General features: G+C 40.1%; 24 protein-coding genes. 3 read left to right on the top strand and 21 right to left on the bottom strand.

Annotated features, from left to right (window positions below):
* Positions 1-137: 137 nt before the first annotated feature.
* From GOM46_RS02795 to GOM46_RS02750, 10 genes are all read right to left on the bottom strand, one after another.
* On the bottom strand, positions 138-848 hold the full coding sequence (locus GOM46_RS02795; RefSeq protein ID WP_000062228.1) for an ABC transporter ATP-binding protein: 711 nt from the start codon (positions 846-848) through the stop codon (positions 138-140).
* On the bottom strand, positions 848-1,612 hold the full coding sequence (locus GOM46_RS02790; RefSeq protein WP_049509414.1) for an ABC transporter ATP-binding protein: 765 nt from the start codon (positions 1,610-1,612) through the stop codon (positions 848-850). Before GOM46_RS02790 ends, GOM46_RS02795 begins: the two co-directional genes overlap by 1 nt.
* Positions 1,612-2,568, bottom strand: a complete 957-nt coding sequence (locus GOM46_RS02785; RefSeq protein WP_235083951.1) for a branched-chain amino acid ABC transporter permease — start codon at positions 2,566-2,568, stop codon at positions 1,612-1,614. Before GOM46_RS02785 ends, GOM46_RS02790 begins: the two co-directional genes overlap by 1 nt.
* Positions 2,569-2,571: 3 nt before the next feature.
* Positions 2,572-3,441, bottom strand: coding sequence for a branched-chain amino acid ABC transporter permease (locus GOM46_RS02780; protein ID WP_006150094.1), 870 nt, complete (start codon positions 3,439-3,441; stop codon positions 2,572-2,574).
* 105 nt (positions 3,442-3,546) lie between these two features.
* Positions 3,547-4,707 (bottom strand): ABC transporter substrate-binding protein, encoded by a 1,161-nt coding sequence (locus GOM46_RS02775; RefSeq protein ID WP_235083950.1) that lies wholly within the window; start codon positions 4,705-4,707, stop codon positions 3,547-3,549.
* A gap of 88 nt (positions 4,708-4,795) precedes the next feature.
* Positions 4,796-5,065, bottom strand: coding sequence for a YlbG family protein (locus GOM46_RS02770; protein WP_235083949.1), 270 nt, complete (start codon positions 5,063-5,065; stop codon positions 4,796-4,798).
* A 75-nt stretch (positions 5,066-5,140) separates the two neighbouring features.
* Positions 5,141-5,731, bottom strand: coding sequence for an ATP-dependent Clp protease proteolytic subunit ClpP (clpP, locus tag GOM46_RS02765; RefSeq protein WP_000613459.1), 591 nt, complete (start codon positions 5,729-5,731; stop codon positions 5,141-5,143).
* 172 nt (positions 5,732-5,903) lie between these two features.
* Positions 5,904-6,533, bottom strand: coding sequence for a uracil phosphoribosyltransferase (gene upp / locus GOM46_RS02760; RefSeq protein WP_006150334.1), 630 nt, complete (start codon positions 6,531-6,533; stop codon positions 5,904-5,906).
* 88 nt (positions 6,534-6,621) lie between these two features.
* Entirely contained in the window at positions 6,622-7,089 is a 468-nt protein-coding gene (locus GOM46_RS02755; RefSeq protein ID WP_006150202.1) for a deoxycytidylate deaminase, read from the bottom strand.
* A gap of 18 nt (positions 7,090-7,107) precedes the next feature.
* Positions 7,108-7,665, bottom strand: a complete 558-nt coding sequence (locus GOM46_RS02750; protein ID WP_004252362.1) for a TetR/AcrR family transcriptional regulator — start codon at positions 7,663-7,665, stop codon at positions 7,108-7,110.
* Positions 7,666-7,789: 124 nt separating this feature from the next.
* Here GOM46_RS02750 and GOM46_RS02745 point away from each other — a divergent pair, with 124 nt between their 5' ends.
* Together GOM46_RS02745 and GOM46_RS02740 are read left to right on the top strand one after the other, a co-directional pair.
* Positions 7,790-8,635 (top strand): DegV family protein, encoded by an 846-nt coding sequence (locus GOM46_RS02745; RefSeq protein ID WP_235083948.1) that lies wholly within the window; start codon positions 7,790-7,792, stop codon positions 8,633-8,635.
* Between the two features lie 56 nt (positions 8,636-8,691).
* Entirely contained in the window at positions 8,692-9,867 is a 1,176-nt protein-coding gene (locus GOM46_RS02740) for an NAD(P)/FAD-dependent oxidoreductase (RefSeq protein WP_235083947.1), read from the top strand.
* A 41-nt stretch (positions 9,868-9,908) separates the two neighbouring features.
* Here the strand turns inward: GOM46_RS02740 and GOM46_RS02735 are convergent, their stop codons facing one another.
* A complete protein-coding gene (locus tag GOM46_RS02735) occupies positions 9,909-10,649 on the bottom strand; it encodes a MerR family transcriptional regulator (RefSeq protein ID WP_235083946.1) in 741 nt (246 codons plus the stop codon).
* A 250-nt stretch (positions 10,650-10,899) separates the two neighbouring features.
* Between GOM46_RS02735 and GOM46_RS02730 the strand changes: the two genes are divergently transcribed.
* On the top strand, positions 10,900-12,240 hold the full coding sequence (locus tag GOM46_RS02730; RefSeq protein WP_235083945.1) for a sodium-dependent transporter: 1,341 nt from the start codon (positions 10,900-10,902) through the stop codon (positions 12,238-12,240).
* 42 nt (positions 12,241-12,282) lie between these two features.
* Here GOM46_RS02730 and manA read toward each other — a convergent pair whose 3' ends face one another.
* The 10 genes from manA to pyrF form a co-directional block, all read right to left on the bottom strand.
* Positions 12,283-13,227, bottom strand: coding sequence for a mannose-6-phosphate isomerase, class I (gene manA, locus GOM46_RS02725; RefSeq protein WP_235083944.1), 945 nt, complete (start codon positions 13,225-13,227; stop codon positions 12,283-12,285).
* 139 nt (positions 13,228-13,366) lie between these two features.
* Positions 13,367-13,945, bottom strand: coding sequence for a DUF3592 domain-containing protein (locus GOM46_RS02720; protein WP_235083943.1), 579 nt, complete (start codon positions 13,943-13,945; stop codon positions 13,367-13,369).
* 147 nt (positions 13,946-14,092) lie between these two features.
* A complete protein-coding gene (locus tag GOM46_RS02715; protein WP_235083942.1) occupies positions 14,093-14,440 on the bottom strand; it encodes a VOC family protein in 348 nt (115 codons plus the stop codon).
* 59 nt (positions 14,441-14,499) lie between these two features.
* Positions 14,500-16,275, bottom strand: coding sequence for a pyruvate oxidase (spxB, locus tag GOM46_RS02710; protein ID WP_235083941.1), 1,776 nt, complete (start codon positions 16,273-16,275; stop codon positions 14,500-14,502).
* Positions 16,276-16,494: 219 nt separating this feature from the next.
* On the bottom strand, positions 16,495-18,717 hold the full coding sequence (locus GOM46_RS02705) for a heavy metal translocating P-type ATPase (RefSeq protein WP_235083940.1): 2,223 nt from the start codon (positions 18,715-18,717) through the stop codon (positions 16,495-16,497).
* A gap of 9 nt (positions 18,718-18,726) precedes the next feature.
* Entirely contained in the window at positions 18,727-19,098 is a 372-nt protein-coding gene (locus GOM46_RS02700) for a cupredoxin domain-containing protein (RefSeq protein ID WP_004252344.1), read from the bottom strand.
* A 10-nt stretch (positions 19,099-19,108) separates the two neighbouring features.
* Positions 19,109-19,504, bottom strand: coding sequence for a CopY/TcrY family copper transport repressor (locus tag GOM46_RS02695; protein ID WP_006150236.1), 396 nt, complete (start codon positions 19,502-19,504; stop codon positions 19,109-19,111).
* Between the two features lie 216 nt (positions 19,505-19,720).
* Positions 19,721-20,857: an L-lactate oxidase gene (lctO, locus tag GOM46_RS02690; RefSeq protein WP_235083939.1), complete on the bottom strand. Its 1,137-nt coding sequence runs from the start codon at positions 20,855-20,857 to the stop codon at positions 19,721-19,723.
* A 243-nt stretch (positions 20,858-21,100) separates the two neighbouring features.
* Positions 21,101-21,733, bottom strand: coding sequence for an orotate phosphoribosyltransferase (gene pyrE / locus GOM46_RS02685; RefSeq protein WP_235083938.1), 633 nt, complete (start codon positions 21,731-21,733; stop codon positions 21,101-21,103).
* 39 nt (positions 21,734-21,772) lie between these two features.
* Entirely contained in the window at positions 21,773-22,468 is a 696-nt protein-coding gene (gene pyrF / locus GOM46_RS02680) for an orotidine-5'-phosphate decarboxylase (RefSeq protein ID WP_006150118.1), read from the bottom strand.
* Positions 22,469-22,633 lie beyond the last annotated feature (165 nt).

Here is a 22,633-nt window from a genome sequence, read left to right as displayed (position 1 = left end):
CGCCGACTAAAAAGGTCCCCCGGAATAATGTGGATTGCTTGCGCAATCCTTATCCGCAACCTAAACTAGTCTCCCAGATTATACGAAGATTACTACGCAATCCTTATCCGCCGACTAAAACAATCCACTGGATTGTTTTAGCCACCTAGATATGCTTTTCTGACTTCGTCTGAAGCTGCGAGTTCTTTACCTGTTCCTGAAAGAACAATCTTACCTGTTTCAAGTACATATCCTCGATCTGCGATGGCAAGTGCTTTATTGGCATTTTGTTCAATCAAAAGAACGGTTGTCCCTTGTTTTTGAATATCTTGGATGATATCAAAAATTTCTTGAATGAAAATTGGTGCCAGTCCCATTGATGGCTCATCCAAAAGAAGAAGTTTTGGTGTCGACATAAGTGCACGCCCCATGGCAAGCATCTGCTGTTCACCACCAGATAGGGTAGCCGCATCTTGATTTTTACGTTCTTCCAAACGTGGGAAACGTGAAAATACCTTCTTCAAATTAGCTTGGTTCTCTTCACGATTTTTCTTAAGAAAAGCTCCCATCTCCAAGTTTTCCATAACTGTCAAACCAGGGAAGACATGACGACCTTCTGGTACTTGAGAAAGTCCTGAAGCCACAATCTTCTGTGCAGGCATCTTTTGGATTTCTTGACCCAAAAATTCAATTCGACCAGAACTTGGACGAACAAGTCCTGATAGAGTACGAAGGATGGTTGTTTTACCAGCACCGTTAGCACCGATAAGAGAAACAACTTCTCCTTCATTGACTTCAAAGCTCACATCACGTACAGCTTGAATCATACCGTAGTGTACTGAGAGGTTTTCAACTTTTAACATAGACATTAGGCTTCACCTCCAAGATAAGCTTCGATAACACGTTTATTGTTCTTGATTTCATCTGGTGTTCCATGAGCAATCAAACGACCATACTCAAGAACATAGATACGCTCTGTGACCTCCATGACCAAGTTCATATCATGTTCAATCAGCATGATGGTAATGTTAAATTCATCTTTGATACGACGAATCAACTCAGTCAATTCTGCCGTTTCTTGTGGATTCATACCAGCTGCAGGCTCATCCAAGAAAAGAATTTTAGGTTCTGTGGCAAGAGCACGAACAATCTCCAAACGACGTTGTTGACCATAAGCTAGGTTTTTTGCTAAAGTTTCAGCATCACCGTCTAAATCAAAGATCTTTAGTAATTCTAAAGCTTTGGCTTTCAATTCTTTTTCATTCTTGTAAAAAGCTGGTAAGCGTAAGAAACTAGCAAATACATGTTGTTTATGATGGTTGCTAAATGCAATCAAAACGTTATCCAAAACTGTTAAGTCTTTAAAAAGACGAATATTTTGGAAGGTACGCCCTAAACCAAGGGATGCGATTTTATAAGGTTGCTTCCCGTTTAGTAAGTGTCCATCCAAAGTAACAGTTCCTTCACTCGGTTCATAAACTCCTGTCAGCAAGTTGAAAAGAGTTGTTTTCCCTGCTCCATTCGGTCCAATCAAGCCAACAAGTTCACCTTCATTCAATTCGAGAGTTACATCTCCAACAGCCGTCAAACCACCAAAATGTTTGGTTAAGTTTTTTACTTCAAGTAATGCCATTAGTTTTGTCCCTCCTTCTTACCTTTTTTAAAGAGACGTGATAGGCTCAATTCCCATGTACCAAGGAGTCCACCTGGTCTGAAAATCATAACAAGTACCAAAGCCAAAGCATAGATAATCATACGAACGCTAGCAACGTCTTGGAGTAACATGTTCAAAATTCCAAGAACAATGGCCGCGACAATTGATCCTGTGATTGATCCCAAACCACCAAATACAACGATGATTAAAACGTTGATAGAGTTGATAAAACTATAATCTTTTGGTACAACTGAACCGACAAATCCTGCTTGGAGTGATCCTGCAATACTTGCAGTCATAGCTCCAAATACGAAAGCAATAATTTTGATTTTTGTTGTATTGACCCCTACTGACTCAGCCGCAATTTCATCTTCACGAACAGACAAGGTTAAACGACCGATTGGACTACGTAAAAAGTTCAGTGTTAAAATAGTTGTAATCACAGCAAAGATATATACCATTTGCCAGTTAGTGAAGTTTGGAATTCCTAAAATACCTGCAGCTCCATTAGTTAGGCTACCACCATTGACAATCAAGATACGAATAATCTCAGCAACCCCAAGTGTCGCAACTGCAAGATAATCCCCCTTCAAACGAAGGGTAGGAATTCCTACGATGAGGGCAACCAAACCAGCAATGATGGCGCCTAGCAACATAGCTCCAAAGAAGGCACCATAAGTTGGAGATTTTGATCCAATAATAGCTGCTGCATAGGCACCGATAGCCATAAATCCAGCATGTCCAAGTGAAAATTGGCCAGAGAAACCAACGATTAGGTTAAGTCCTACTGCAAGAATAATATTAATACCGATTTGTTCCAGAATTTGAATATGGAAAAGGTTTAAAATACCAAGTGAAACTAAGAGGCTAATCATACCATATCCAAGCAACAAAAGGAATATCCAGAGAATATTAGCTTTTACATTTAATTTCATTGTTTACACCTTCTCTTTCACATTCTTACCAAGGATACCAGCTGGACGAACAATCAAGATTAAGAGCAAGATTCCATACACGATGGCATCACGGAAATCTGACAATCCAAAAGCGATTGCAAAAGTTTCCAATAGACCAATTACAAAACCTCCAAGAGCTGCACCAGGGATGATACCGATACCACCAAGAACGGCAGCAACGAAAGATTTAATACCTGGAGTCATTCCCATCAATGGTTCGAGAGAGTTGTAATAAAGGGCAATCAAGACACCTGCTGCTCCAGCCAAAGCTGAACCCAAAGCAAAGGTAAAGCTGATTGTACGGTTCACGTTAATCCCCATCAACTGAGCAGCATCGCTATCTACAGAAACGGCACGCATAGCTTTCCCCATCTTGGTTTTTTGTACGATAAGTTGCAAAAGAATCATTAAGACAATTGAGACAGTCAAAATCAACAATTGGATATTTGTAAGACTAATTGGTCCCAAGTCGTATCGTACAGTTTGGATTGCTTGAGGGAAGGCACGTGTATTGGCACCCACCAGATAGACCATTCCGTATTCCAATAAGAAGGATACCCCGATAGCTGTAATCAGTACAGAGATACGAGTTGAATGACGCAGTGGGCGATAAGCTAGAAACTCAATGATAACACCAAGAATGGCTGAACCAATCATCGATAAAATTAAGGCTAAAAAGAAATTTAATTGTAGGGAATTAATCAAGAAATAACCCATGAAAGCACCCATCATATAGATATCACCGTGGGCAAAGTTAATGAGTTTGATAATTCCATAAACCATGGTATAACCCAAGGCTAGCAGCGCATAAACACTTCCTAAGATCAAACCATTGACAAGTTGTTGAAGCATATAGTTCACTCTTTCTAATAATAATTTTTAGGATATAAATTGCTTCTAAAATACCGAAACAGGGAGTGAGTAAAAAGCTCATTCCCCATTCTCGTTATCTTTAATTTATGGTTGTACGACTTCTGCCGCTTCAACTTTACCATTATTCATAGTCATCATGAATGCAGTTTTAACAGTGTTGTGATCTGCATCAAAGCTTGTTTGACCTGTTACTCCCTCAAAGGCTTTAGTTTTAGCAAGATTATCTTTAAGTTCTACAGATGTTTTAGCACCTTTTGCTGCATTTGCTACAAGGTAAACTGAGTCATATGCAAGAGCTGCAAAAGTTGAAGGCTCTTCATTGTATTTAGCACGGTAAGCTTCTAGGAAGGCTTTTGCCTTATCAGAAACATCAACTGTTGATGAGAAACCAGAGATGAAGTAAATGTTTGATGCTCTTTCTGCTGTTGCTTGTTGAACAAACTCTTCACCATTAAATCCATCACCACCAATGATTGGTTTGTCAATACCCATACCACGAGCTTGGTTTACAATTTTACCTGCTTCAGTGTAGTAACCTGGTAATACGATTGCATCAAATTCTTTATCTTTAATTTTTGTAAGAGCTGCTTGGAAGTCAGTATCTCCTGATACAAATGTTTCATCAGCTACGATTTCACCTTTAAATGATTCACGGAAAGCTTTTGCAACACCTTTAGCATAGTCACTTGAGTTATCAGTATACAAAACAACTTTCTTAGCGTTCAATTTATTTGAAACGTAGTTAGAGATGATTTTCCCTTGGTAGCTATCTTGGAATGTTCCAATAAATAGGAAGTCTTGTCCTTTTGTCAAACCATCTTGAGTAGCACTTGGCGAGATTAATGGCACACCAGCTTGAGTAGCGTTTGCCACTGCAGCAGCAGTTGCTCCAGAAGTCGCAGGCCCTACGATAGCTGCTACTTTTGATTGAGTAACAAGGTTTGTAGAAACTGAAGCCGCTTCAGCAGTTTCAGATTTGTTATCTTTATCTACAACTTCGATTTGTTTTCCATCAACACCACCAGCAGCATTGATTTGATCAACTGCAAGTTGAGCACCCTTTTGTTCAGATGTACCGTAAGCAGCTACTGCTCCAGTCTCTTCGAAGTTGAAACCAATTTTTACAACTTTTTCATCAATTGGGTTACCAGTTGCATTCGATGCTCCTGACTTCACTTCCCCACAAGCTGCTAAGAGTGCTGTACTTGCAAGAGCTACGAGTGACAATGCAAATTTTTTCTTCATGTTTATCTCCTTTTAATGTTCAATTTAAATTACATGTTAAGAATATACCGAATTATCAGAAAATTGTCAACAAGTTTCTCTCACTTTTTTAAATGATAACGTTTTCGTTGGTTTTATATAGGTTCCCAACGAAAGGAGTTTCTAATTCTTGGATGTGACATCGTCTCACTTTCTTGATAAATTTCTCTTTATCTAAACGACCTACCAGGTTTTCTACTTCTTCTGTTGGAACATAAAGTTGTAGATAACGGTGTTTTTTTGAGTGATAACAAATATCGCCATAATTTGCGAGTTTTTTTGCATCACGATTATAGTATAGGTAGATAATCAGACCAGACCGATTTTCTTTTTGAAACATAATTCATCTTCCTTCTAGTAATCTTCCTCTTATTATACCAAAAAAAGCAAACTCAGTCGAGTTTGCTTTAGTAGATTAATTCAAAGAATTATTGGCCATAATTTCATCAATGAAACCATATTCAAGTGTTTCTTGAGCACTCATCCAGTAATCACGTTCAGCATCTGCATGTATTTGCTCAACTGATTTACCAGAGTTATCTGCAAGAATTTGCTCTAAAGTCTTACGAGTTTTAAGCAAATGTTCAGCAGCGATAGCCATATCTGTTTGCTGAGTACCACCACCTGTACCACCCATTGGTTGGTGAATCATGTACTCTGCATTTGGAAGCATGAAACGTTTGCCTTTTGCTCCACTTGAGGCAATAATTGTTCCCATTGAAGCTGCCATCCCCATAACGATAGTTTGGACATCTGCCTTGATAAAGTTCATGGTATCAACGATTGCCAAACCAGCTGATACAGACCCACCTGGTGTATTTACATAAAGGTAAATATCTTTTGTACTATCTTGGGCATCCAAGAAAAGCAATTGGGCGATAACTGAGTTTGCCATATTGTCTTCGACTGGTCCAGTCAACATGATGATACGATCTTTTAGAAGACGTGAGTATATGTCATATGAACGTTCTCCACGACTTGTTTGTTCAATAACTACAGGAATCATTCTTTTCTCCTTCTGATTTCAATATTTCTTAGTCAAACGACTCGATACAGGATTATTATATCTTTTTGGTCAAAAAAGGTCAAATTTTTGCTCCATTCTAAAGACAGACACAAAAATTCAACCTCCTTTCGAAACTAAAACCAATAAGCAGTTTTAGTCTATCCTTAGAATCTTATTTTGTACCGAACAAGCGGTCTCCTGCGTCACCAAGACCTGGAACAATATAGCCATGTTCGTTCAAACGTTCATCTAAAGCTGCAGTAAAGATTTCTACATCTGGGTGAGCTTCTTGGAGAGCTTTTACACCTTCTGGAGCAGATACCAGGCAGACAAATTTGATGTTTGAAGCCCCACGTTTTTTAAGGGAATCAACAGCCAAGATTGCAGAACCACCTGTTGCAAGCATAGGGTCAACCACAAAGATTTGACGTTGGTCGATATCTTCAGGTAATTTTACCAAGTATTCTACTGGTTGAAGGGTTTCTTCATCACGATACATACCGATGTGCCCAACTTTTGCTGCTGGAACCAAGCTCAACAATCCATCAACCATTCCAATACCTGCACGTAAGATTGGAACAATCGCTAATTTTTTACCAGCCAATTGTTTTTGAACTGTTTTTGTGATAGGTGTTTCGATTTCAACGTCTTCAAGTGGAAGATCACGAAGTACTTCATATCCCATCAACATTGCAATCTCGTTAACTAACTCACGAAAAGCTTTTGTAGAAGTGTCAGTGCGACGCAAGATTGACAATTTGTGTTGAATCAGTGGATGATTAATAACTTCAAGTTTTCCCATTTTCAGAATTCCTTCTTTCAATTTATTCTTCTTATTATATCAAAAAATGGCTTAAAAAGCTTTCTAAACCATTTATTTTTTATAATTTCTAGATTAGGTGAGCCTCTTGGAGAGCTGCTTGTACTGTTTCAAGTGGTAGGTGAGTTAATTCTGTTCCCTTTTCTTGATAAAGATGTTGGGCATAGTCATCCATACGGTATTGATTGATATAAACAACACGTTCACATCCTACCTGAAGCAGTTGCTTGGTACAGTTGAGGCATGGAAAATGAGTAACGTAAGCTGTAAAGCCTTTAGGAACGCCACGTTCTGCCCCTTGTAAAATAGCATTTACCTCTGCATGAAGAGTGCGGACACAGTGACCCTCAATCACCAGACAGTCGTGGTCAATACAATGTTCTGTTCCTGATACAGAGCCATTATAGCCTGTTGAAACAACCTTGTTATCCTTAACTAAAACGGCTCCTACCTTGGCACGTTTACAGGTTGAACGATTGGCAATCAATAGAGCTTGAGCAGCGAAATACTCATCCCAAGCCAGTCTTTTTTCTGTCATAGTTTTTCTCCTCTTAACTTATTTTTTGAAAAATGGCAAGCGTAAATCTGCAATTTTCTCAGCAGGAACCTTCATCCCATCTTTGATCCATTTAAGCAAGACCGATACGATGGCCGAACTCCAAAATGAATGCAGGTAAGAGCTGACACCTTTTGATTTCCCGTAGTATTTCTCTAGAAATTCTTGCATAGCTTGCACAAAGATTTTTTCCAAGTGATAGTCCAGGGCAAGCTGAATAACCTTGGCTTCTTTCTTGGCTTCTCGGAAAAGATGAACCCAAACTAGATAGAGATCCGTCTTGACATCGTAATGACTTAGTTGCTCCATGATGTTATGGACGCTACGTTTAAAGACACTTTCTAAAATCTCTTCTTTGGAATCATAGTTTCGATAAAAGGCTGCACGAGAAACGCCAGCACGTTTGACTAGCTCAGAAATGCTAATCTTAGCTAACTCCTTTTTCTCCAAGAGTTGCAAAAGAGCTGTTTCAATCGCTTCTCTGGTTAGCAAATTAGATTCTTGATTGGATTTTCTAAGATTTTCAAGCGATTTTTCAGATATTTTACGTTCAGACATAACAATTTCTTTCTACTTGTGACAACAGAGAGGTACTACTTTTGTTTCAAGGGCTTTCATGATATAATTGTAAAAAAAGACAGAACCTTTGTCAATGTATAAGTGATAAAGATGGAGAAATTCTATGACTTGGAAGATTATAGCTGACTCTGGTTGTGATTATCGTCAACTGGCAAATCCTGCTTTTGATACTGAATTTGTCAGTGTCCCATTAACGATTCAAGTTGCGAACCAGGTCTTTGTCGATGATGCCAATCTGGATATTGATCAGATGATGGAAACTATGTATGCGACTTCTGAAGCTTCTAAATCAGCTTGCCCTAGTCCTGATGATTATTTACGAGCATTTGAAGGTGCCAAACATATTTTTGTAGTGACCATCACAGGAACTCTCTCTGGTAGCCACAATAGCGCGCAATTAGCTAAAAACATTTATCTCGAAGACCACCCTGACACTCAGATTCACGTTATTGATAGTTTGTCTGCTGGTGGGGAAGTTGACCTAATTGTTGAGAAAATCAATGACTTGATCAACCAAGGACTTTCTTTTGAAGAAGTGGTTGAAGTTATTACTACTTACCAAGAAAAAACGAAGTTGTTGTTCGTTCTTGCTAAGGTTGATAACCTGGTTAAAAACGGTCGCTTGAGTAAGCTTATTGGTACAGTTGTTGGGCTCCTCAATATCCGTATGGTTGGGGAAGCAAGTGAAACTGGAACCTTAGAATTGCTTCAAAAGGCTCGTGGTGCTAAAAAATCCCTTCAGGCTGCTTATGAAGAGTTGATCAAAGCTGGCTACGCTGGAGGGCGTATCGTCATGGCTCATCGTAGCAATGAAAAATTCTGCCAACAACTCTCAGAACTCTTGCGAGAAAAGTACCCGCAAGCTAATATTAGAATTATCCCTACTTCTGGGCTTTGCAGTTTTTATGCAGAAGAAGGCGGACTTCTCATGGGATATGAAATTGGTTAATCAATCAAACAAGGGATGACTTATCATCTCTTGTTTTTTTATGGTACAATACTTTTATGAAACATTTTGATACGATTGTCATCGGAGGTGGTCCTGCTGGAATGATGGCTACTATTTCCAGTAGCTTTTACGGGCAGAAAACACTTCTCATCGAAAAAAATAGAAAACTTGGAAAAAAATTAGCTGGAACTGGTGGTGGTCGTTGCAACGTCACTAACAACGGAACCCTGGATGACCTATTAGCCGGCATTCCTGGAAATGGGCGCTTTCTTTACAGCGTCTTCTCCCAGTTTGATAACCATGATATTATCAACTTTTTTACGGAAAATGGCGTCAAACTAAAGGTAGAGGATCACGGGCGTGTCTTTCCTGCTAGCGACAAATCTCGGACTATTATCGAAGCTTTAGAAAAGAAAATCTCTGAATTGGGCGGACAAGTCATGACTCAAATAGAGATTGTTTCTGTTAAAAAGATAGACGACCAGTTTGTCCTCAAGTCAGCAGACCAGACTTTCACTTGTGATAAACTCATTGTCACAACAGGTGGCAAGTCCTATCCTTCCACTGGTTCGACTGGTTTTGGCCACGATATCGCTCGCCACTTCAAACATACCATTACCGAGCTTGAGGCAGCCGAGAGTCCATTATTGACGGATTTCCCACATAAAGCCTTGCAGGGGATTTCACTGGATGATGTAACTCTAAGCTATGGCAAGCATGTTATTACCCATGACCTCCTCTTTACTCACTTTGGTTTATCAGGTCCCGCTGCTCTTCGTATGTCTAGTTTTGTCAAGGGTGGAGAGGTTCTCTCATTGGATGTCTTGCCACAACTTTCTGAAGGCGACTTAGTAAACTTTCTAGAAGAAAATCGTGAAAAATCCTTGAAAAATGCCTTGAAATCTTTATTGCCAGAACGCTTGGCTGATTTCTTCTCGCAAGGATACCCAGAAAAAGTCAAACAACTAACTGAAAAAGAGCGAGAGCAACTTCTCCAATCTATCAAGTCCCTCAAGATTCCTGTGACTGGAAAGATGTCCCTTGCCAAGTCATTTGTAACTAAAGGTGGCGTTAGTCTCAAAGAAATTAATCCCAAAACTCTGGAAAGTAAACTGGTACCTGGTCTTCACTTTGCAGGGGAGGTGCTGGATATCAATGCCCATACGGGTGGCTTTAACATTACTTCTGCCCTCTGTACCGGATGGGTGGCAGGAAGCTTGCATTTTGATTAAACTTTAAAGTAAGAAATCGGCAGAGATTACTCCGCCGATTTTTATTTTGTCTGAGTTCGAACATAGTGGGCAATAACATCTGAAGTGTATTGAGCTGTTCCAGGTCCAAATTTATCAATATTTTCCTTAAACTCTGGGTTATAGACATAGCCTTTACCGATATGACCGAAGACTTCAATAGAACAATCAAACCCATACGTACGAATAGCCTGTAAGAGCTTGGTTGCTTCTTCTTGGTTTTCGGTTGCTGTTGTAGGTAGTCCATCTTTGAAATTTTGAGCCAGGGCTTGAAAGACTTGGTTGAAGGTTTCTGTAGCCTCATCTTCTCTACCAGTTTGACGTTCGAGAGCCTTATCCATGACTTCTTGACCATATTTCTCTACTGCTTCTTGGTGGTATTTTTGATTGTCTTGATAGCTAAATCCAGTGAATTTTTCCTCAATGGTCATTTTTATTTCTCCTTTTTGTTCTTGTATGGTTTTTTGCAAGGTAGATATCAAGGTATCCAGATGTTGCCTTTCTCGAGTTAAATAGTCCAGTTGCCTAATCAGATGGGGCAATAAATTTGTCCTTTCTTCCTTTAATAGCTCTGCTATTTTTTCTAAAGAAAAGCCTAGATATTTGTAATAAAGAATGATCTGAAGTCGTTCCAAATCATCCTGACTATAGGTTCGATAACCGTTTTTCGACTTTAAAGGAACCAAGAGTCCTAACTTATCGTAATGGTGCAGGGTCTTTACAGAGACACCCGAAAGCTGCGCAGCTTCTTTGATATGGTACATGATTTTCTCCTTACAAGGATAGTATAACCCCTCCCCTTAGGTCAGAGTCAAGTGGTTTTACGAAAAATTTTTAACTTTTTGAGAAACTTTTGAAAACTTGAAAATCGCTTTCTTGACAGGCTTCAGAAAACATGATAGGATATTCAAGTCTATCAATCAAATAAAAAGCTCATTCAGAGCAATTGAGAGAAGGCTATTTGACAACTCAAGTAGCCTTTTCTTATTTTAAAAATAGATCGGAGTTTTAACTATGTCTGAAAAATCGCAATGGGGCTCGAAACTGGGCTTCATCCTTGCGTCTGCTGGCTCTGCTATTGGTCTTGGAGCTGTTTGGAAGTTTCCGTACATGACTGCTGCCAATGGTGGTGGAGGATTTTTACTAGTCTTTCTCATCTCGACACTTTTGATTGGATTTCCTCTCTTACTGGCTGAATTTGCCCTTGGTCGAAGCGCTGGAGTATCAGCAATCAAAACCTTTGGTAAGCTTGGAAACAATCATAAATACAATTTTATTGGTTGGATTGGCGCCTTTGCCCTTTTCATCCTTCTCTCATTTTATAGTGTTATTGGGGGTTGGATTCTGGTATACCTTGGTATCGAAATTGGAAGATTATTCCACCTAATCGGAATTGGAGATTATGCCCAGCAGTTCTCTTCCATCATTTCTAATCCAGTTATTGCCCTAGGAGCACAAGCAGCCTTTATCTTCTTGAATATTTTCATTGTTTCACACGGCGTTCAAAAAGGAATTGAAAGAGCATCTAAGGTCATGATGCCCCTACTCTTTATTATCTTTGTCATTATTATCGGGCGCTCTCTCAGCTTGCCTAATGCCATGGAAGGTGTGGTTTACTTCCTCAAACCGGACTTTTCAAAACTGACAAGTACTGGACTCCTCTATGCACTGGGCCAATCTTTCTTTGCTCTATCACTTGGAGTTACCGCCATGCTGACCTATGCTTCCTACCTGGACAAGAAGACCAATATGGTCCAATCAGGAATTTCCATCGTAGCCTTGAACATTTCTGTATCGATCATGGCAGGACTTGCGATTTTCCCTGCTATGTCATCCTTTAATATCCAGTCTGAAGGTGGACCTAGTCTCCTCTTTATCGTTTTACCACAACTCTTTGACAATATGCCCTTTGGTACGATTTTTTATATTCTCTTTCTCTTGCTCTTCCTCTTTGCGACGATAACTTCTTCAGTCGTCATGCTTGAGATCAACGTTGGTAACATCACCAATCAGGACAATCGTAAACGTGCTAAGTGGAGTATGATTTTAGGGGTATTGACTTTTGTCTTTGGTATCCCTTCAGCCCTTTCATACGGTGTCATGGCAGATGTCCAAATCTTTGGAAAGACCTTCTTTGACGCTATGGATTTCTTGGTATCCAACCTCCTCATGCCTTTTGGTGCCCTCTGTTTATCACTTTTTACAGGCTATATCTTCAAAAAAGCACTGGCTATGAAAGAACTTCATCTAGATGAAACACCTTGGAAACGAGGACTTTTCAAAGTTTGGCTCTTCCTTCTTCGTTATATCATACCAATCATCATCATCGTGGTTTTTATTGCCCAATTTATGTAATCATTAAAAAAGACTTGAGAATCAATCTCAAGTCTTTTCTTTTTATGGATGGCTTACAATCAATTCTAAATCTGATCCTTCCAAAGTCCAAGCTTCAACATCACTTGGAAGGATAAAGTGGCTACCTTTTTGGATTGGATAGTCTTTACCATCTACAGTCAATTTCCCTTGACCAGCCAAGACGCTAAATAAGCTGTAGTCAACTGTCTTTTCAAAGTCAACTTTTCCAGTGATTTCCCACTTGTAAACTGCGAAGAAATCATTAGACACAAGAAGAGTTGAACGCAGGTCATCTGCTTTAACAGTCACAGGTCGGCTGTTAGCAGGCTCACCGATATTTAAAACATCGATGGATTTTTCAAGGTGGAGCTCGCGCAAGTTGCCATTATCGTCCTTACGATCAAAGTCATAGACACGGTAAGTTGTATCACTAGACTGTTGCGTTTCAAGGATTAAGATACCTGAACCGATAGCGTGCATGGTGCCACTTGGTACATAGAAGAAATCTCCAGCTTTTACAGGTACTTTGGTTAACAAGGCATCCCAGTTCTTATCTTCGATTTGCTGACGGAGCTCCTCTTTTGACTTGGCATTGTGACCATAAATAATCTCTGAACCTTCATCTGATGCGATAATGTACCAGCACTCTGTCTTTCCAAGTTCGCCTTCATGCTCTAGTCCATAGGCATCGTCTGGGTGAACTTGAACACTGAGCCAGTCGTTGGCATCAAGGATTTTAGTCAAGAGTGGAAATACAGGTTCTGGACGGTTACCAAATAACTCACGATGTTCTGCATACAAAGTAGCTAGGTCTGTTCCCTCAAAACGGCCATTAGCTATCTTAGAAACACCATTTGGGTGAGCTGATATTGCCCAATATTCTCCGATTTTTTCGCTTGGAATGTCGTAGCCAAACTCATCACGAAGTTTAGTACCACCCCAGATTTTTTCTTGCATCACGGAATTTAAAAATAATGGTTCTGACATGTTACATCTCCTGTCTATTTTTTCACCCTCATTATAGCAAAAAAAGAGTCCTAATTGAACTCTTTTTCTTATCTTATAAAGTAGGGAGAAGATTTTATAAAAATAGTAACGATATAGACTTCTTATTATATCGAAAGACTTAATTGACAAGATTTGGAAGAATGAACACGATAAAGAATGCCAAGGCAATCATCATAAAAACAAGGAGATAGACAGCACATTTAGTCAACCATGCATAACGACCTGGTTTTAAAGGTCTTTCTACATAGGAATGTTTTGGTTTTTTAGGATCATAATAAACAGTTACCTTTCCTCCAATTGGAAATCGTTCCATTAAAGGTGATTTTGTTAAAGAGATGAAACTGTTCCTATAAATTTTGTATCTTAACACCTGAGGAATTTCCCCATCTTCAAAATTATCCATTTTAACATCAGATACGATCGAACCTAAGGGAGTACTGATTGTATTTGAAATAGCAGATAGAAATTTTGGACCTACAACCTTGTATTGGTTCCCGTCGACAGTGTACTCAACCACTGGGAGACTAATCCCGTTATAAAGAGCATAGGAATATCGGATAATGACTCCTTCCGTTCTTTCGGTGCATCTCTTGGCATTTCTGTAATTACTAAAGATAAAAATGTCGAACATGAAATAGGTGAAGGCAGCAAAGCCTAAACTCATTAAGCCAAATAATAGAAAGAAAGTTGTTGGCATCTTTTTCTCCTTCAAATATCCTAATGAATCTATTTTAACAGAAAAGACATAAAAGAAAAAGACCGGATTGCTCCGATCTTTTAATAGTTTATGTTCTCAATTTCTGTTTTAAAAATAGCTAAGGTTAACTTCAAATGACTACGCGCCTTATTTCATACGATAAAAATCAATGACTATACCAGCAGGGCCACTTACTAGCAGGGATTCGGTTCCCCAATCAGTTACAACTGGCCCATGTAAAATCTCAATCCCTAATTCTTTCACACGCTTTTGATTCTGTTCCAAATCTTCAACTTCAATGTGTAGAATGATTCCTGACTGAAAATTTTCCAAAGGAACCAAATGATTTTGAGACAACATGAGACAGTGACTGCCAATCGTGAACTGAGCAAAACTGTCGTCAACATAATCGGCTTTTTTATCCAAAATACGCTCCAAGCTAGCACAGACTTGGGGAACATCTGAAACGATAATATCTAGTTGATTTAAATTCATTTACTATCCTCCATAAAAAGACCGGATTACTCCGATCTTTTTCAGTTCCTCGAGAGGAATTATTTAATTGCGCGTGATTGCAATCCTTCTTCTTCCAAGAAGAGGCGGAATGGTACAAGCTCTTCAGCTTCGTATTTTTCCTTGAAGGCTTTGATTGCTTCTTCTGAGTGTTGTTTTGGATCCAACTCAAGTACTTCTACTGGAAGTGGACGGTGTTGTGTGATGCGGGCATCGATCACAACTGTCTTACCTTCTTTGTTCAATTTAACAGCTTCTGCAACGACTGCATCGATATCTTCGATACGGTTTACAGTGAATCCTACAGCACCTTGCGCTTCAGCGATTTTCGCATAGTCAGCATTAGGGAAGTCACAACCAAACAAGTGTTTGTTTGTGTCTTGGTATTTGTCCTTGATGAAGGCATATTCACCATTTGAGAAGACCACGTTAATAACTGGAAGGTTGTATTGAACGTTAGTGATCACGTCTGGGTAGCACATGTTGAATGCACCATCACCCATGATGTTCCATACTTGGCGATCTGGATTGTCTTTCTTAGCAGCAATACCTCCAGGAAGGGCGATCCCCATTGTCGCAAAGAGTGGAGATGTACGCCACATGTTCTTAGGTGTCATGTGAAGGTGACGAGTTGATGTTTGAGTAGAGTCACCGACGTCGATTGAGAAGATCGCATCTTCGTCAGCGTATTTGTTGATAGCGTTATAAACTTGGTACAATTGAAGCGCACCCTCAGTTTTGCCTTCGAGTTTGTTCATGTAGTCGCGCCAGTTTTGGTTGTTTTTCACGTTTGCACGCCACCATGGAGTAGATTCCACTGGATTTACTTTGTCAAGGATAGCTTTCGCTGCTTGACCTGCATCTCCAAGGATTGAAGCGTCAAGGGCGTGACGTTTACCAAGTTTGTAAGGGTCGATATCCACTTGGATGAATTTTTCAGTGTTTTTGAATGCTTCGTAAACTTCAGCAAATGGGAAGTTTGAACCAAGGAAAAGAACTGTGTCTGCTTCAAAGACCACTTCGTTGGCTGGTTTCCAACCAACACGGTAAGCAGAACCTGTCAAACCTTCGTAGTTCCATTCGAACGCTTCGAAGTTTTTACCAGTTGTGATGATTGGGGCTTTGATTTTACGTGACAATTCAGTAATAACTTCACCAGCTTTAACACCACCGTAACCAGCGTAGATAACTGGACGTTCAGCATTGTTCAAAATTTCAACAGCTTTGTCGATTTCAACTTCGTTCAAAGCAGGAGCGATGAATGAACGCTCGTAAGAACCTGATCCGTAGTATGAGTTTTCGTCGATTTCTTGGAAACCGAAGTTTACTGGAATTTCAACGACAGCTGGACCTTTTTTAGAAACGGCAGCACGGCAAGCTTCGTCAATCACTTTTGGCAATTGCTCTGCATAAGCTACACGTTTGTTGTAAACAGCGATACCGTTGTACATTGGATTTTGGTTCAATTCTTGGAAGGCATCCATGTTCAATTCGTTAACTGGACGTGATCCAAGGATAGCAAGGAATGGAGTGTTATCCATAGCTGCATCGTAAACACCGTTGATCAAGTGAGTTGCACCAGGTCCACCTGAACCAACTGCAACACCGATAGATCCGCCAAATTTAGCTTGCATAACCGCTGCAAGAGCACCTGTTTCTTCGTGGCGAACTTGCAAGAAACGGATATCTTTGTCTTCAGCCAAAGCGTCCATAAGTGAGCTGAGTGTTCCTGATGGGATACCGTAGATAGTGTCTACGCCCCATGTTTTCAATACGTTGAGCATTGCTGCTGATGCAGTAATTTTCCCTTGAGTCATAATGATAACTCTCCTTCAAAATAATTTCATATATTTACAAAAAACGCTTTTATATAGTAATTGAAAACGATTCTGTAAATTTACAATCCTAATTTATCACATTTGATTTTAGATTTCTAAGTATATGCTCAGAATACTCCATTCTCTATTACAGTACAGTTTGAAAGCGGTTTGAAAATCTGTTTTAGAATAGCAAAAAAAGCGGTTAAGACCGCCTTTTTAATCGACTTTAGTAAAATTAAGCATGAGAGAGCTGATTAGAACAGAGACTGAACTAAAGGCCATGGCCAATCCTGCAAGTTCTGGATTGAGCACTAAACCAAGTCCTGAAAAAACTCCTGCTGCAATCGGAATACCAATGAGGTTATAGATAGAAGCCCAGAAAAGATTGAGTAGAATACGATTAAAGGTCTTCTTACTCATATCAAAAGCACGTGCCAATCCTAGTAAATTGTTGGTTGTAAGGACAAGATCTGCTGATTCGATAGCAATATCTGTACCAGAGCCCATGGCAATTCCGACATCGGCTACACTGAGGGCCGGTGCATCATTGATCCCATCTCCAACAAAGGCCAATTTGCCATTCTTTTGAAGCTTGTGAATTTCATGTGCCTTTTCCTCTGGCAAGACATTTGCGATCACTTCTTCGATTCCAATTTGCTCTGCAATCGCATGCGCTACTCCAGCATTATCTCCGGTAAGCATGACCGTTCTAAGACCACGTTTTTTCAATTTAGCAATAGCTTCTCGAGCATTTTCCTTAGGGACATCCTGCAAGGCAATTAAGCCTTTTAACTGACCATCTACGGATAGGAAGACAACTGTTTTTGCTTCCTTCTCAAGCAAATCAAATCGTTCTTGATAATCATGTGGAATAGCAAGGTCAGCTAAAAGTTTAGCATTACCCAGCAAGACTTGTTTCCCATTAATAGTCCCAGTCACACCTTTTCCATGCAAGGCTTGGAAGTTTTCCACTGGGTAAAGGCTAATTCCTAGTTCAGATGCACGATTAACAATAGCTTGAGCTAGCGGGTGTTGAGATACATCTTCCAATGAAGCAGCCAAACTTAGCACTTCTCTTTCATCACCAATAGCATCTGTCACTACTGGCTTCCCTTCGGTCAAGGTTCCTGTCTTATCAAAAACAATGGTTTGGACTTTTTGGATTTCCTGTAGAACTGTACCATTTTTGAGAAGAATCCCCATCTTGGCACTTCGTCCTGTTCCAACCATGAGTGCTGTCGGTGTCGCGAGTCCTAGTGCACAAGGACAGGCAATAATCAAAACAGCAACTCCGTAGAGAAGTGAAGTCACAAAGCTATCTCCAAGTAGAACAAACCAGACCCAAAAAGTAAGAAGTCCCAAAATGACAACTGCTGGTACAAAAATCCCAGAAATCTTGTCTGTCAAATCTTGAATAGGAGCACGACTCGTTTGCGCTTTTTTCACAAAGTCCACAATCTGAGCCAGCATAGTCTCAGAACCCACTTTTTCAGCTCTAAAGATGATCGTACCACTATTATTGATAGTTGACCCAATAACAGCATCTCCAACTGATTTATCGACTGGAATACTTTCCCCAGTCACCATTGATTCATCAATACTCGTTTCACCTTCTAACACAGTCCCATCAACGGCAATTTTTTCACCTGGTCGAACGCGAATGAGATCCCCAACTTTGACCTGTTCTAGAGGTATTTGAACATAAACATCATCACGCAAAACCTCTGCTGTTTTTGCTTGTAGGTCTAATAATTTTTCGACTGCCTGCGAAGTATTTTTTCGCATTTTTTCCTCAAAAACTGCTCCTAAAAGAATGAAGAAGAGGATAAATGCAGCACTTTCAAAGTAAACGGGCAGACCAGTGAAGAGGGCAACTAAGCTATAGAAATAGGCCACTAGGGTTCCCAGAGCAACCAAGGTATCCATATTGGAATTGTGCTTTTTAAAACTAGCCCAGGCGCTTCTGATATATGGAACTCCAGCTACCAGCATAATGGGTGTTGTGGCTAAAAAGGTGCCCCAACGCATAACTTGGTGACTAATTCCTCCTGTAGACATCCCAATCATGAGAATCACAAGAGGCACAGTAAAGATACTAGTAATCCAAAAACGTTGTAAAAGACTGAGAGACTTTTTGGTTTTTTCAACAACGGTGTAGGTCCCCTTTTGCATCTTCATGCCGCATGAAAATTCATGCTCGCCTAAGTCTTGAGGCGTAAAGCGAATGACTTTTTCCTCGTCTTGAGCGATTGGTTCTAGAATCCCTTCTTCTTCGAAGAGAATCTCTTTATAACAGTTTGAAGGTGTCACACGGTGAAAGGTAATCTCAGCAGGAATCCCTTTTTGCAGTTGAATGTGGGCTGGATGGTAGCCTTTGTCCGCCGTGATACGGATTTTTTGAACACCATTTTCAAGGCTTGCTTTTACAATTTCAGTCATATCATTCTCCTATTCTACAATCATCTTACCGTGCATCATATTCATGCCACAAGAGAAACCATACTCACCTGCTTCTTCAGGAGTGATTTCAACCACATATTGGTCTCCCATAGGCAGATCAGCATGCACACCAAAGTCTGGGAAAACGATTTGGTCCAAGCAAGGTGAAGGATCTTTTCGATCAAAAATAATACGAGCTGGTTGCGATTTTTTGAGGATAATAGTTCCTGGAGTGTATCCCCCCATGACCTCCACTCGAATCTCCTGATAGCCATTTTTTTGCTGGGCTCTCTTAGCATCTTCTTGCGGTTTTTTGAAAAACCAAAAGAGGATAAAAGCAATCATTCCTAAAACAACAATAGATACAAATAGATTTAACATATCGTCTCCTTTACATACAATTACATCTTACTTCTGCCACAGAACTTGCTTTTTTCTTAGAAATGACTTCTTCCAAGCCTTCCAAGTCAGCTAGGGTAAAGTCACATTCTTCAATCAAATCAGCTAGTAAGAGCTTTATTCTGCGAGAACAAAGCTTATCTTTGATATCTTGGACAAGTAACTTCTTGCTATCTTCCTGTGTCAACAGGGCTGAATAGATAAAGGACTTGCCCTGTTTTTCCCGAGTCAGACATTCCTTCTCCACCAAACGTGCCAAGAGTGTCTGGATCGTGGATTTGGACCAGCTAAACCTTTTCTCTAATACTTTGATGAGATCAGTACTAGTCTGTTCTCCCTGCATCCAGATAATCTTCATGACCTGCCATTCTGCATCTGAAATCTGCATCAGCACACCTCCAAAATCTACATTTGTCAATTACAATTATCAGTATACTCTCAAAATCTACATTTGTCAACTAAATTTCCTAAAAATTTTAAAATAGTTTAAAATGTATTAAAATTTTTTCTTATATACTCGTTAAGTCCACTTTTTAAACTCTCTTTCATGTTTACAAAGACATAACTCAAAAACCTCCACTTGGAGTGGAGGTTTGTTTTACTACTAATACAATTTTAAATCATGTGAATCAGCTGGGAAACTTGGATCATATGGATTGTGACGAAGCTTGAATCGTTTCACATCTTCAATTGTCTGTGTTCCAGATAACTGCATAACTGTCTTCAATTCATCATTCAAATGTTCAAAGACTTGGCGTACACCAACGCTACCACCAAGGGCTAAACCATAAATGACAGGTCGTCCAATGGCTACTAAGTCAGCTCCTGAAGCCAAGGCTTTAAAGACGTGCTGACCACGACGAACACCCGAGTCAAAAACGATTGGCACACGTTTATTTACTGCTTCAGCCACTTCTTGTAGCGAGTCAAAAGCAGCAGGTCCACCATCAATTTGTCGACCACCGTGGTTGGTTACCCAAATACCTGAAGCCCCTGCATCCAGTGAGCGTTCAACGTCTTCACGGCATTGTGGCCCCTTGACATAAACAGGAAGTCCTGAGTATTCTGCTATAAACTCAACATCTCGTGGAGATAGGCGTTGTTTGGCTGATTTATAGACATAGTCCATTGACTTACCAGCACCTTGAGGTAGGTATTCTTCTACGATAGGCATGCCAACTGGGAACACAAAACCATTGCGTTTGTCTACCTCACGGTTACCTCCTACTGTCGCATCGGCAGTCAAGACAATAGCCTTATAACCTTCTGCCTTGACGCGATCCATAATGTGACGGTTAATGCCATCATCTTTACTAAAGTAGAATTGGAACCAATGAGGTGTACCTTGAAGGGCTTGAGAAATTTCTGGCAGGTCAACTGTTGAGTAGGAACTAGTTGTATAGAGTGAACCGAACTCGTGTACTCCACGCGCAGTCGCAACTTCTCCTTGCTCATTAGCTAGTCTATGGGCTGCAACAGGTGCCATAATGATTGGTGAAGATAGTTTTTCACCATCAAATTCAATCTCTGTGCTTGGATTTTCCACATCACATAAGGTCCGAGGAACAATGAGTTTGTGGTTAAAAGCTCGGATATTCTCTCTCAAAGTAAAAGTGTCCTCTGCACCACTTGCAATATACCCAAAAGAAGCTTTGGGAATAACTTGTTGGGCCATAGGTTCCAAATCATAGGTATTTATAAAATCTACAGGTCCTTCTGCATTGCTTGTTTTATATGACATCAATAGTCCTCCTTAAACGTAAACGTTTACTTTTGTTTACTAGAATAGTTTAAACCTTTTTCATGATGTTTTCAAAAAATTTGTCTGTACTTTTCATCATAAAGGTAAACAGATTAAGAACTAGAAGTTAAAGATGATACAGATTCACTCCGCCTATCCTACTCTAAACAGAGACTATGGTTATAAACCTTCCATTAGACAAAAAGCTCAGGGAGTTCTATGAATACCTGAGTGTCTTTCTATTTATATATTTTGCCAATTTTCTTGGTCTTCTTTAAAACGTTTTAGGAGGTCAAGTCCTTCTGGTGTGATATAGCCTTCTTCTTGGGCTAGGTGGATAAGCTCACTGTAGTTTGAAAGTGTCACCAGTTTGACACCAGCATCTGCAAAGTTTTTATCTGCTTTTGGCAATTGATAGCTGAAGATAGCCACAACACCAAGAACATCTGCTCCTTCACGTTTGGCAGCAACTACGGCTTCTAAAACTGAGCCCCCAGTTGAAATCAAATCTTCAACAACGACCATTTTTTGGCCTTGGGCTACACGGCCTTCGATTTGGTTTCCAGCCCCATGGTCTTTTGGTTTGCTACGGATGTAAGCAAATGGCAGGTTCATCTTGTCAGCTATAATAGCACCATGTGGGATACCCGCAGTCGCTGTTCCTGCAATCACTTCTACCTCTGGGAATTCTGACTTGATGGCTTCTACAAAACCATTCTCAATCAAGGTACGAGTATCTGGATAAGCAAGCGTCACTCGGTTATCTGTATAAATCGGCGACTTGATACCAGATGCCCAAGTGAAGGGTTCTTCTGGTTTGAGGTAAACGGCTTGAATTTTCAATAGATGGCTAGCAATGTCTTTAGCAAGTGTCATGGTCTACTCCTTTTGTTTTTATAATCTATTTTTTTAATTTCAGTCTTGGTTCCACTCATCCTTGATAGCATGATAAGCTGCTACTGGATCCGTGGCTTGAGTGATTGGGCGTCCGACAACGATATAGTCACTACCAATATGATAAGCATCTGCTGGCGTCATGACTCGTTTTTGGTCTCCAACTGCAGCGCCTGCTGGTCGAATACCCGGTGTCAGGCAGATAAAATCTTTGCTTGTCGCCTCTTTGATGAGTTTAACTTCCTGAGCCGAGCAAACCACACCATCTAAACCGGCTTCAGCAGTTTTCTTGGCATAATGAATGACTGATTCTTGAAGACTAGTTTGAATATTTTGAAAGTCTCTCATTTGTTCTTCAGAAGTTGAAGTCAACTGGGTAACAGCAATCAATTTGGCTTCTTTTCCAAGACCTTCACGCGCAGCCTTCATCATCTCTACACCACCTGCGGCATGAACATTGGTCATGTCAACACCCAGATGAGACAAAACCTTCATGGCTGACTTAACCGTATTGGGAATATCATGGAGTTTAAGATCCAGAAAGACACTATGACCTAAGTCTTTTAAATAAGAAACAATTTCCGGACCTGTAGCATAATAGAGCTCCATACCTACCTTTAGATAGAGGCTCTCTTCTGCTGGAAATTGTGCTAAAAACTTCTTGACTGCCTCAAAACTTGGAAAATCAAGAGCAATGACTGGACGAGCTTCGCGCATACTTTTCTCCTTTTACCTTTGTCAGCGAGAGAGCATGAAAAAAGGAACCTGCCTACAGCAAGGTTCCACGAAAAATGGGTAGTCTCCACCCTTTCACCGTCTAACCTTAGCTGCCTCTCTGGACTGCTTTAAAGGTTTTTTACTATTCTATTATTTAAAGCGGTA

The organism is Streptococcus infantis, assembly GCF_021497965.1.
Taxonomy (GTDB): domain Bacteria; phylum Bacillota; class Bacilli; order Lactobacillales; family Streptococcaceae; genus Streptococcus; species Streptococcus infantis_B.
The sequence above is the reverse complement of the archived record's forward strand: the minus strand, read 5'-3'. Positions and strand labels throughout refer to the sequence as shown.

Excerpts from the sequence above, each read along its gene's own strand:
- GOM46_RS02795 (WP_000062228.1), bottom strand. The coding sequence starts at position 848 with ATGTCTATGTTAAAAGTTGAAAACCTCTCAGTACACTACGGTATGATT.
- GOM46_RS02790 (WP_049509414.1), bottom strand. The coding sequence starts at position 1,612 with ATGGCATTACTTGAAGTAAAAAACTTAACCAAACATTTTGGTGGTTTG.
- GOM46_RS02785 (WP_235083951.1), bottom strand. The coding sequence starts at position 2,568 with ATGAAATTAAATGTAAAAGCTAATATTCTCTGGATATTCCTTTTGTTG.
- GOM46_RS02780 (WP_006150094.1), bottom strand. The coding sequence starts at position 3,441 with ATGCTTCAACAACTTGTCAATGGTTTGATCTTAGGAAGTGTTTATGCG.
- GOM46_RS02775 (WP_235083950.1), bottom strand. The coding sequence starts at position 4,707 with ATGAAGAAAAAATTTGCATTGTCACTCGTAGCTCTTGCAAGTACAGCA.
- GOM46_RS02770 (WP_235083949.1), bottom strand. The coding sequence starts at position 5,065 with ATGTTTCAAAAAGAAAATCGGTCTGGTCTGATTATCTACCTATACTAT.
- clpP (WP_000613459.1), bottom strand. The coding sequence starts at position 5,731 with ATGATTCCTGTAGTTATTGAACAAACAAGTCGTGGAGAACGTTCATAT.
- upp (WP_006150334.1), bottom strand. The coding sequence starts at position 6,533 with ATGGGAAAACTTGAAGTTATTAATCATCCACTGATTCAACACAAATTG.
- GOM46_RS02755 (WP_006150202.1), bottom strand. The coding sequence starts at position 7,089 with ATGACAGAAAAAAGACTGGCTTGGGATGAGTATTTCGCTGCTCAAGCT.
- GOM46_RS02750 (WP_004252362.1), bottom strand. The coding sequence starts at position 7,665 with ATGTCTGAACGTAAAATATCTGAAAAATCGCTTGAAAATCTTAGAAAA.
- GOM46_RS02745 (WP_235083948.1), top strand. The coding sequence starts at position 7,790 with ATGACTTGGAAGATTATAGCTGACTCTGGTTGTGATTATCGTCAACTG.
- GOM46_RS02740 (WP_235083947.1), top strand. The coding sequence starts at position 8,692 with ATGAAACATTTTGATACGATTGTCATCGGAGGTGGTCCTGCTGGAATG.
- GOM46_RS02735 (WP_235083946.1), bottom strand. The coding sequence starts at position 10,649 with ATGTACCATATCAAAGAAGCTGCGCAGCTTTCGGGTGTCTCTGTAAAG.
- GOM46_RS02730 (WP_235083945.1), top strand. The coding sequence starts at position 10,900 with ATGTCTGAAAAATCGCAATGGGGCTCGAAACTGGGCTTCATCCTTGCG.
- manA (WP_235083944.1), bottom strand. The coding sequence starts at position 13,227 with ATGTCAGAACCATTATTTTTAAATTCCGTGATGCAAGAAAAAATCTGG.
- GOM46_RS02720 (WP_235083943.1), bottom strand. The coding sequence starts at position 13,945 with ATGCCAACAACTTTCTTTCTATTATTTGGCTTAATGAGTTTAGGCTTT.
- GOM46_RS02715 (WP_235083942.1), bottom strand. The coding sequence starts at position 14,440 with ATGAATTTAAATCAACTAGATATTATCGTTTCAGATGTTCCCCAAGTC.
- spxB (WP_235083941.1), bottom strand. The coding sequence starts at position 16,275 with ATGACTCAAGGGAAAATTACTGCATCAGCAGCAATGCTCAACGTATTG.
- GOM46_RS02705 (WP_235083940.1), bottom strand. The coding sequence starts at position 18,717 with ATGACTGAAATTGTAAAAGCAAGCCTTGAAAATGGTGTTCAAAAAATC.
- GOM46_RS02700 (WP_004252344.1), bottom strand. The coding sequence starts at position 19,098 with ATGTTAAATCTATTTGTATCTATTGTTGTTTTAGGAATGATTGCTTTT.
- GOM46_RS02695 (WP_006150236.1), bottom strand. The coding sequence starts at position 19,504 with ATGCAGATTTCAGATGCAGAATGGCAGGTCATGAAGATTATCTGGATG.
- lctO (WP_235083939.1), bottom strand. The coding sequence starts at position 20,857 with ATGTCATATAAAACAAGCAATGCAGAAGGACCTGTAGATTTTATAAAT.
- pyrE (WP_235083938.1), bottom strand. The coding sequence starts at position 21,733 with ATGACACTTGCTAAAGACATTGCTAGCCATCTATTGAAAATTCAAGCC.
- pyrF (WP_006150118.1), bottom strand. The coding sequence starts at position 22,468 with ATGCGCGAAGCTCGTCCAGTCATTGCTCTTGATTTTCCAAGTTTTGAG.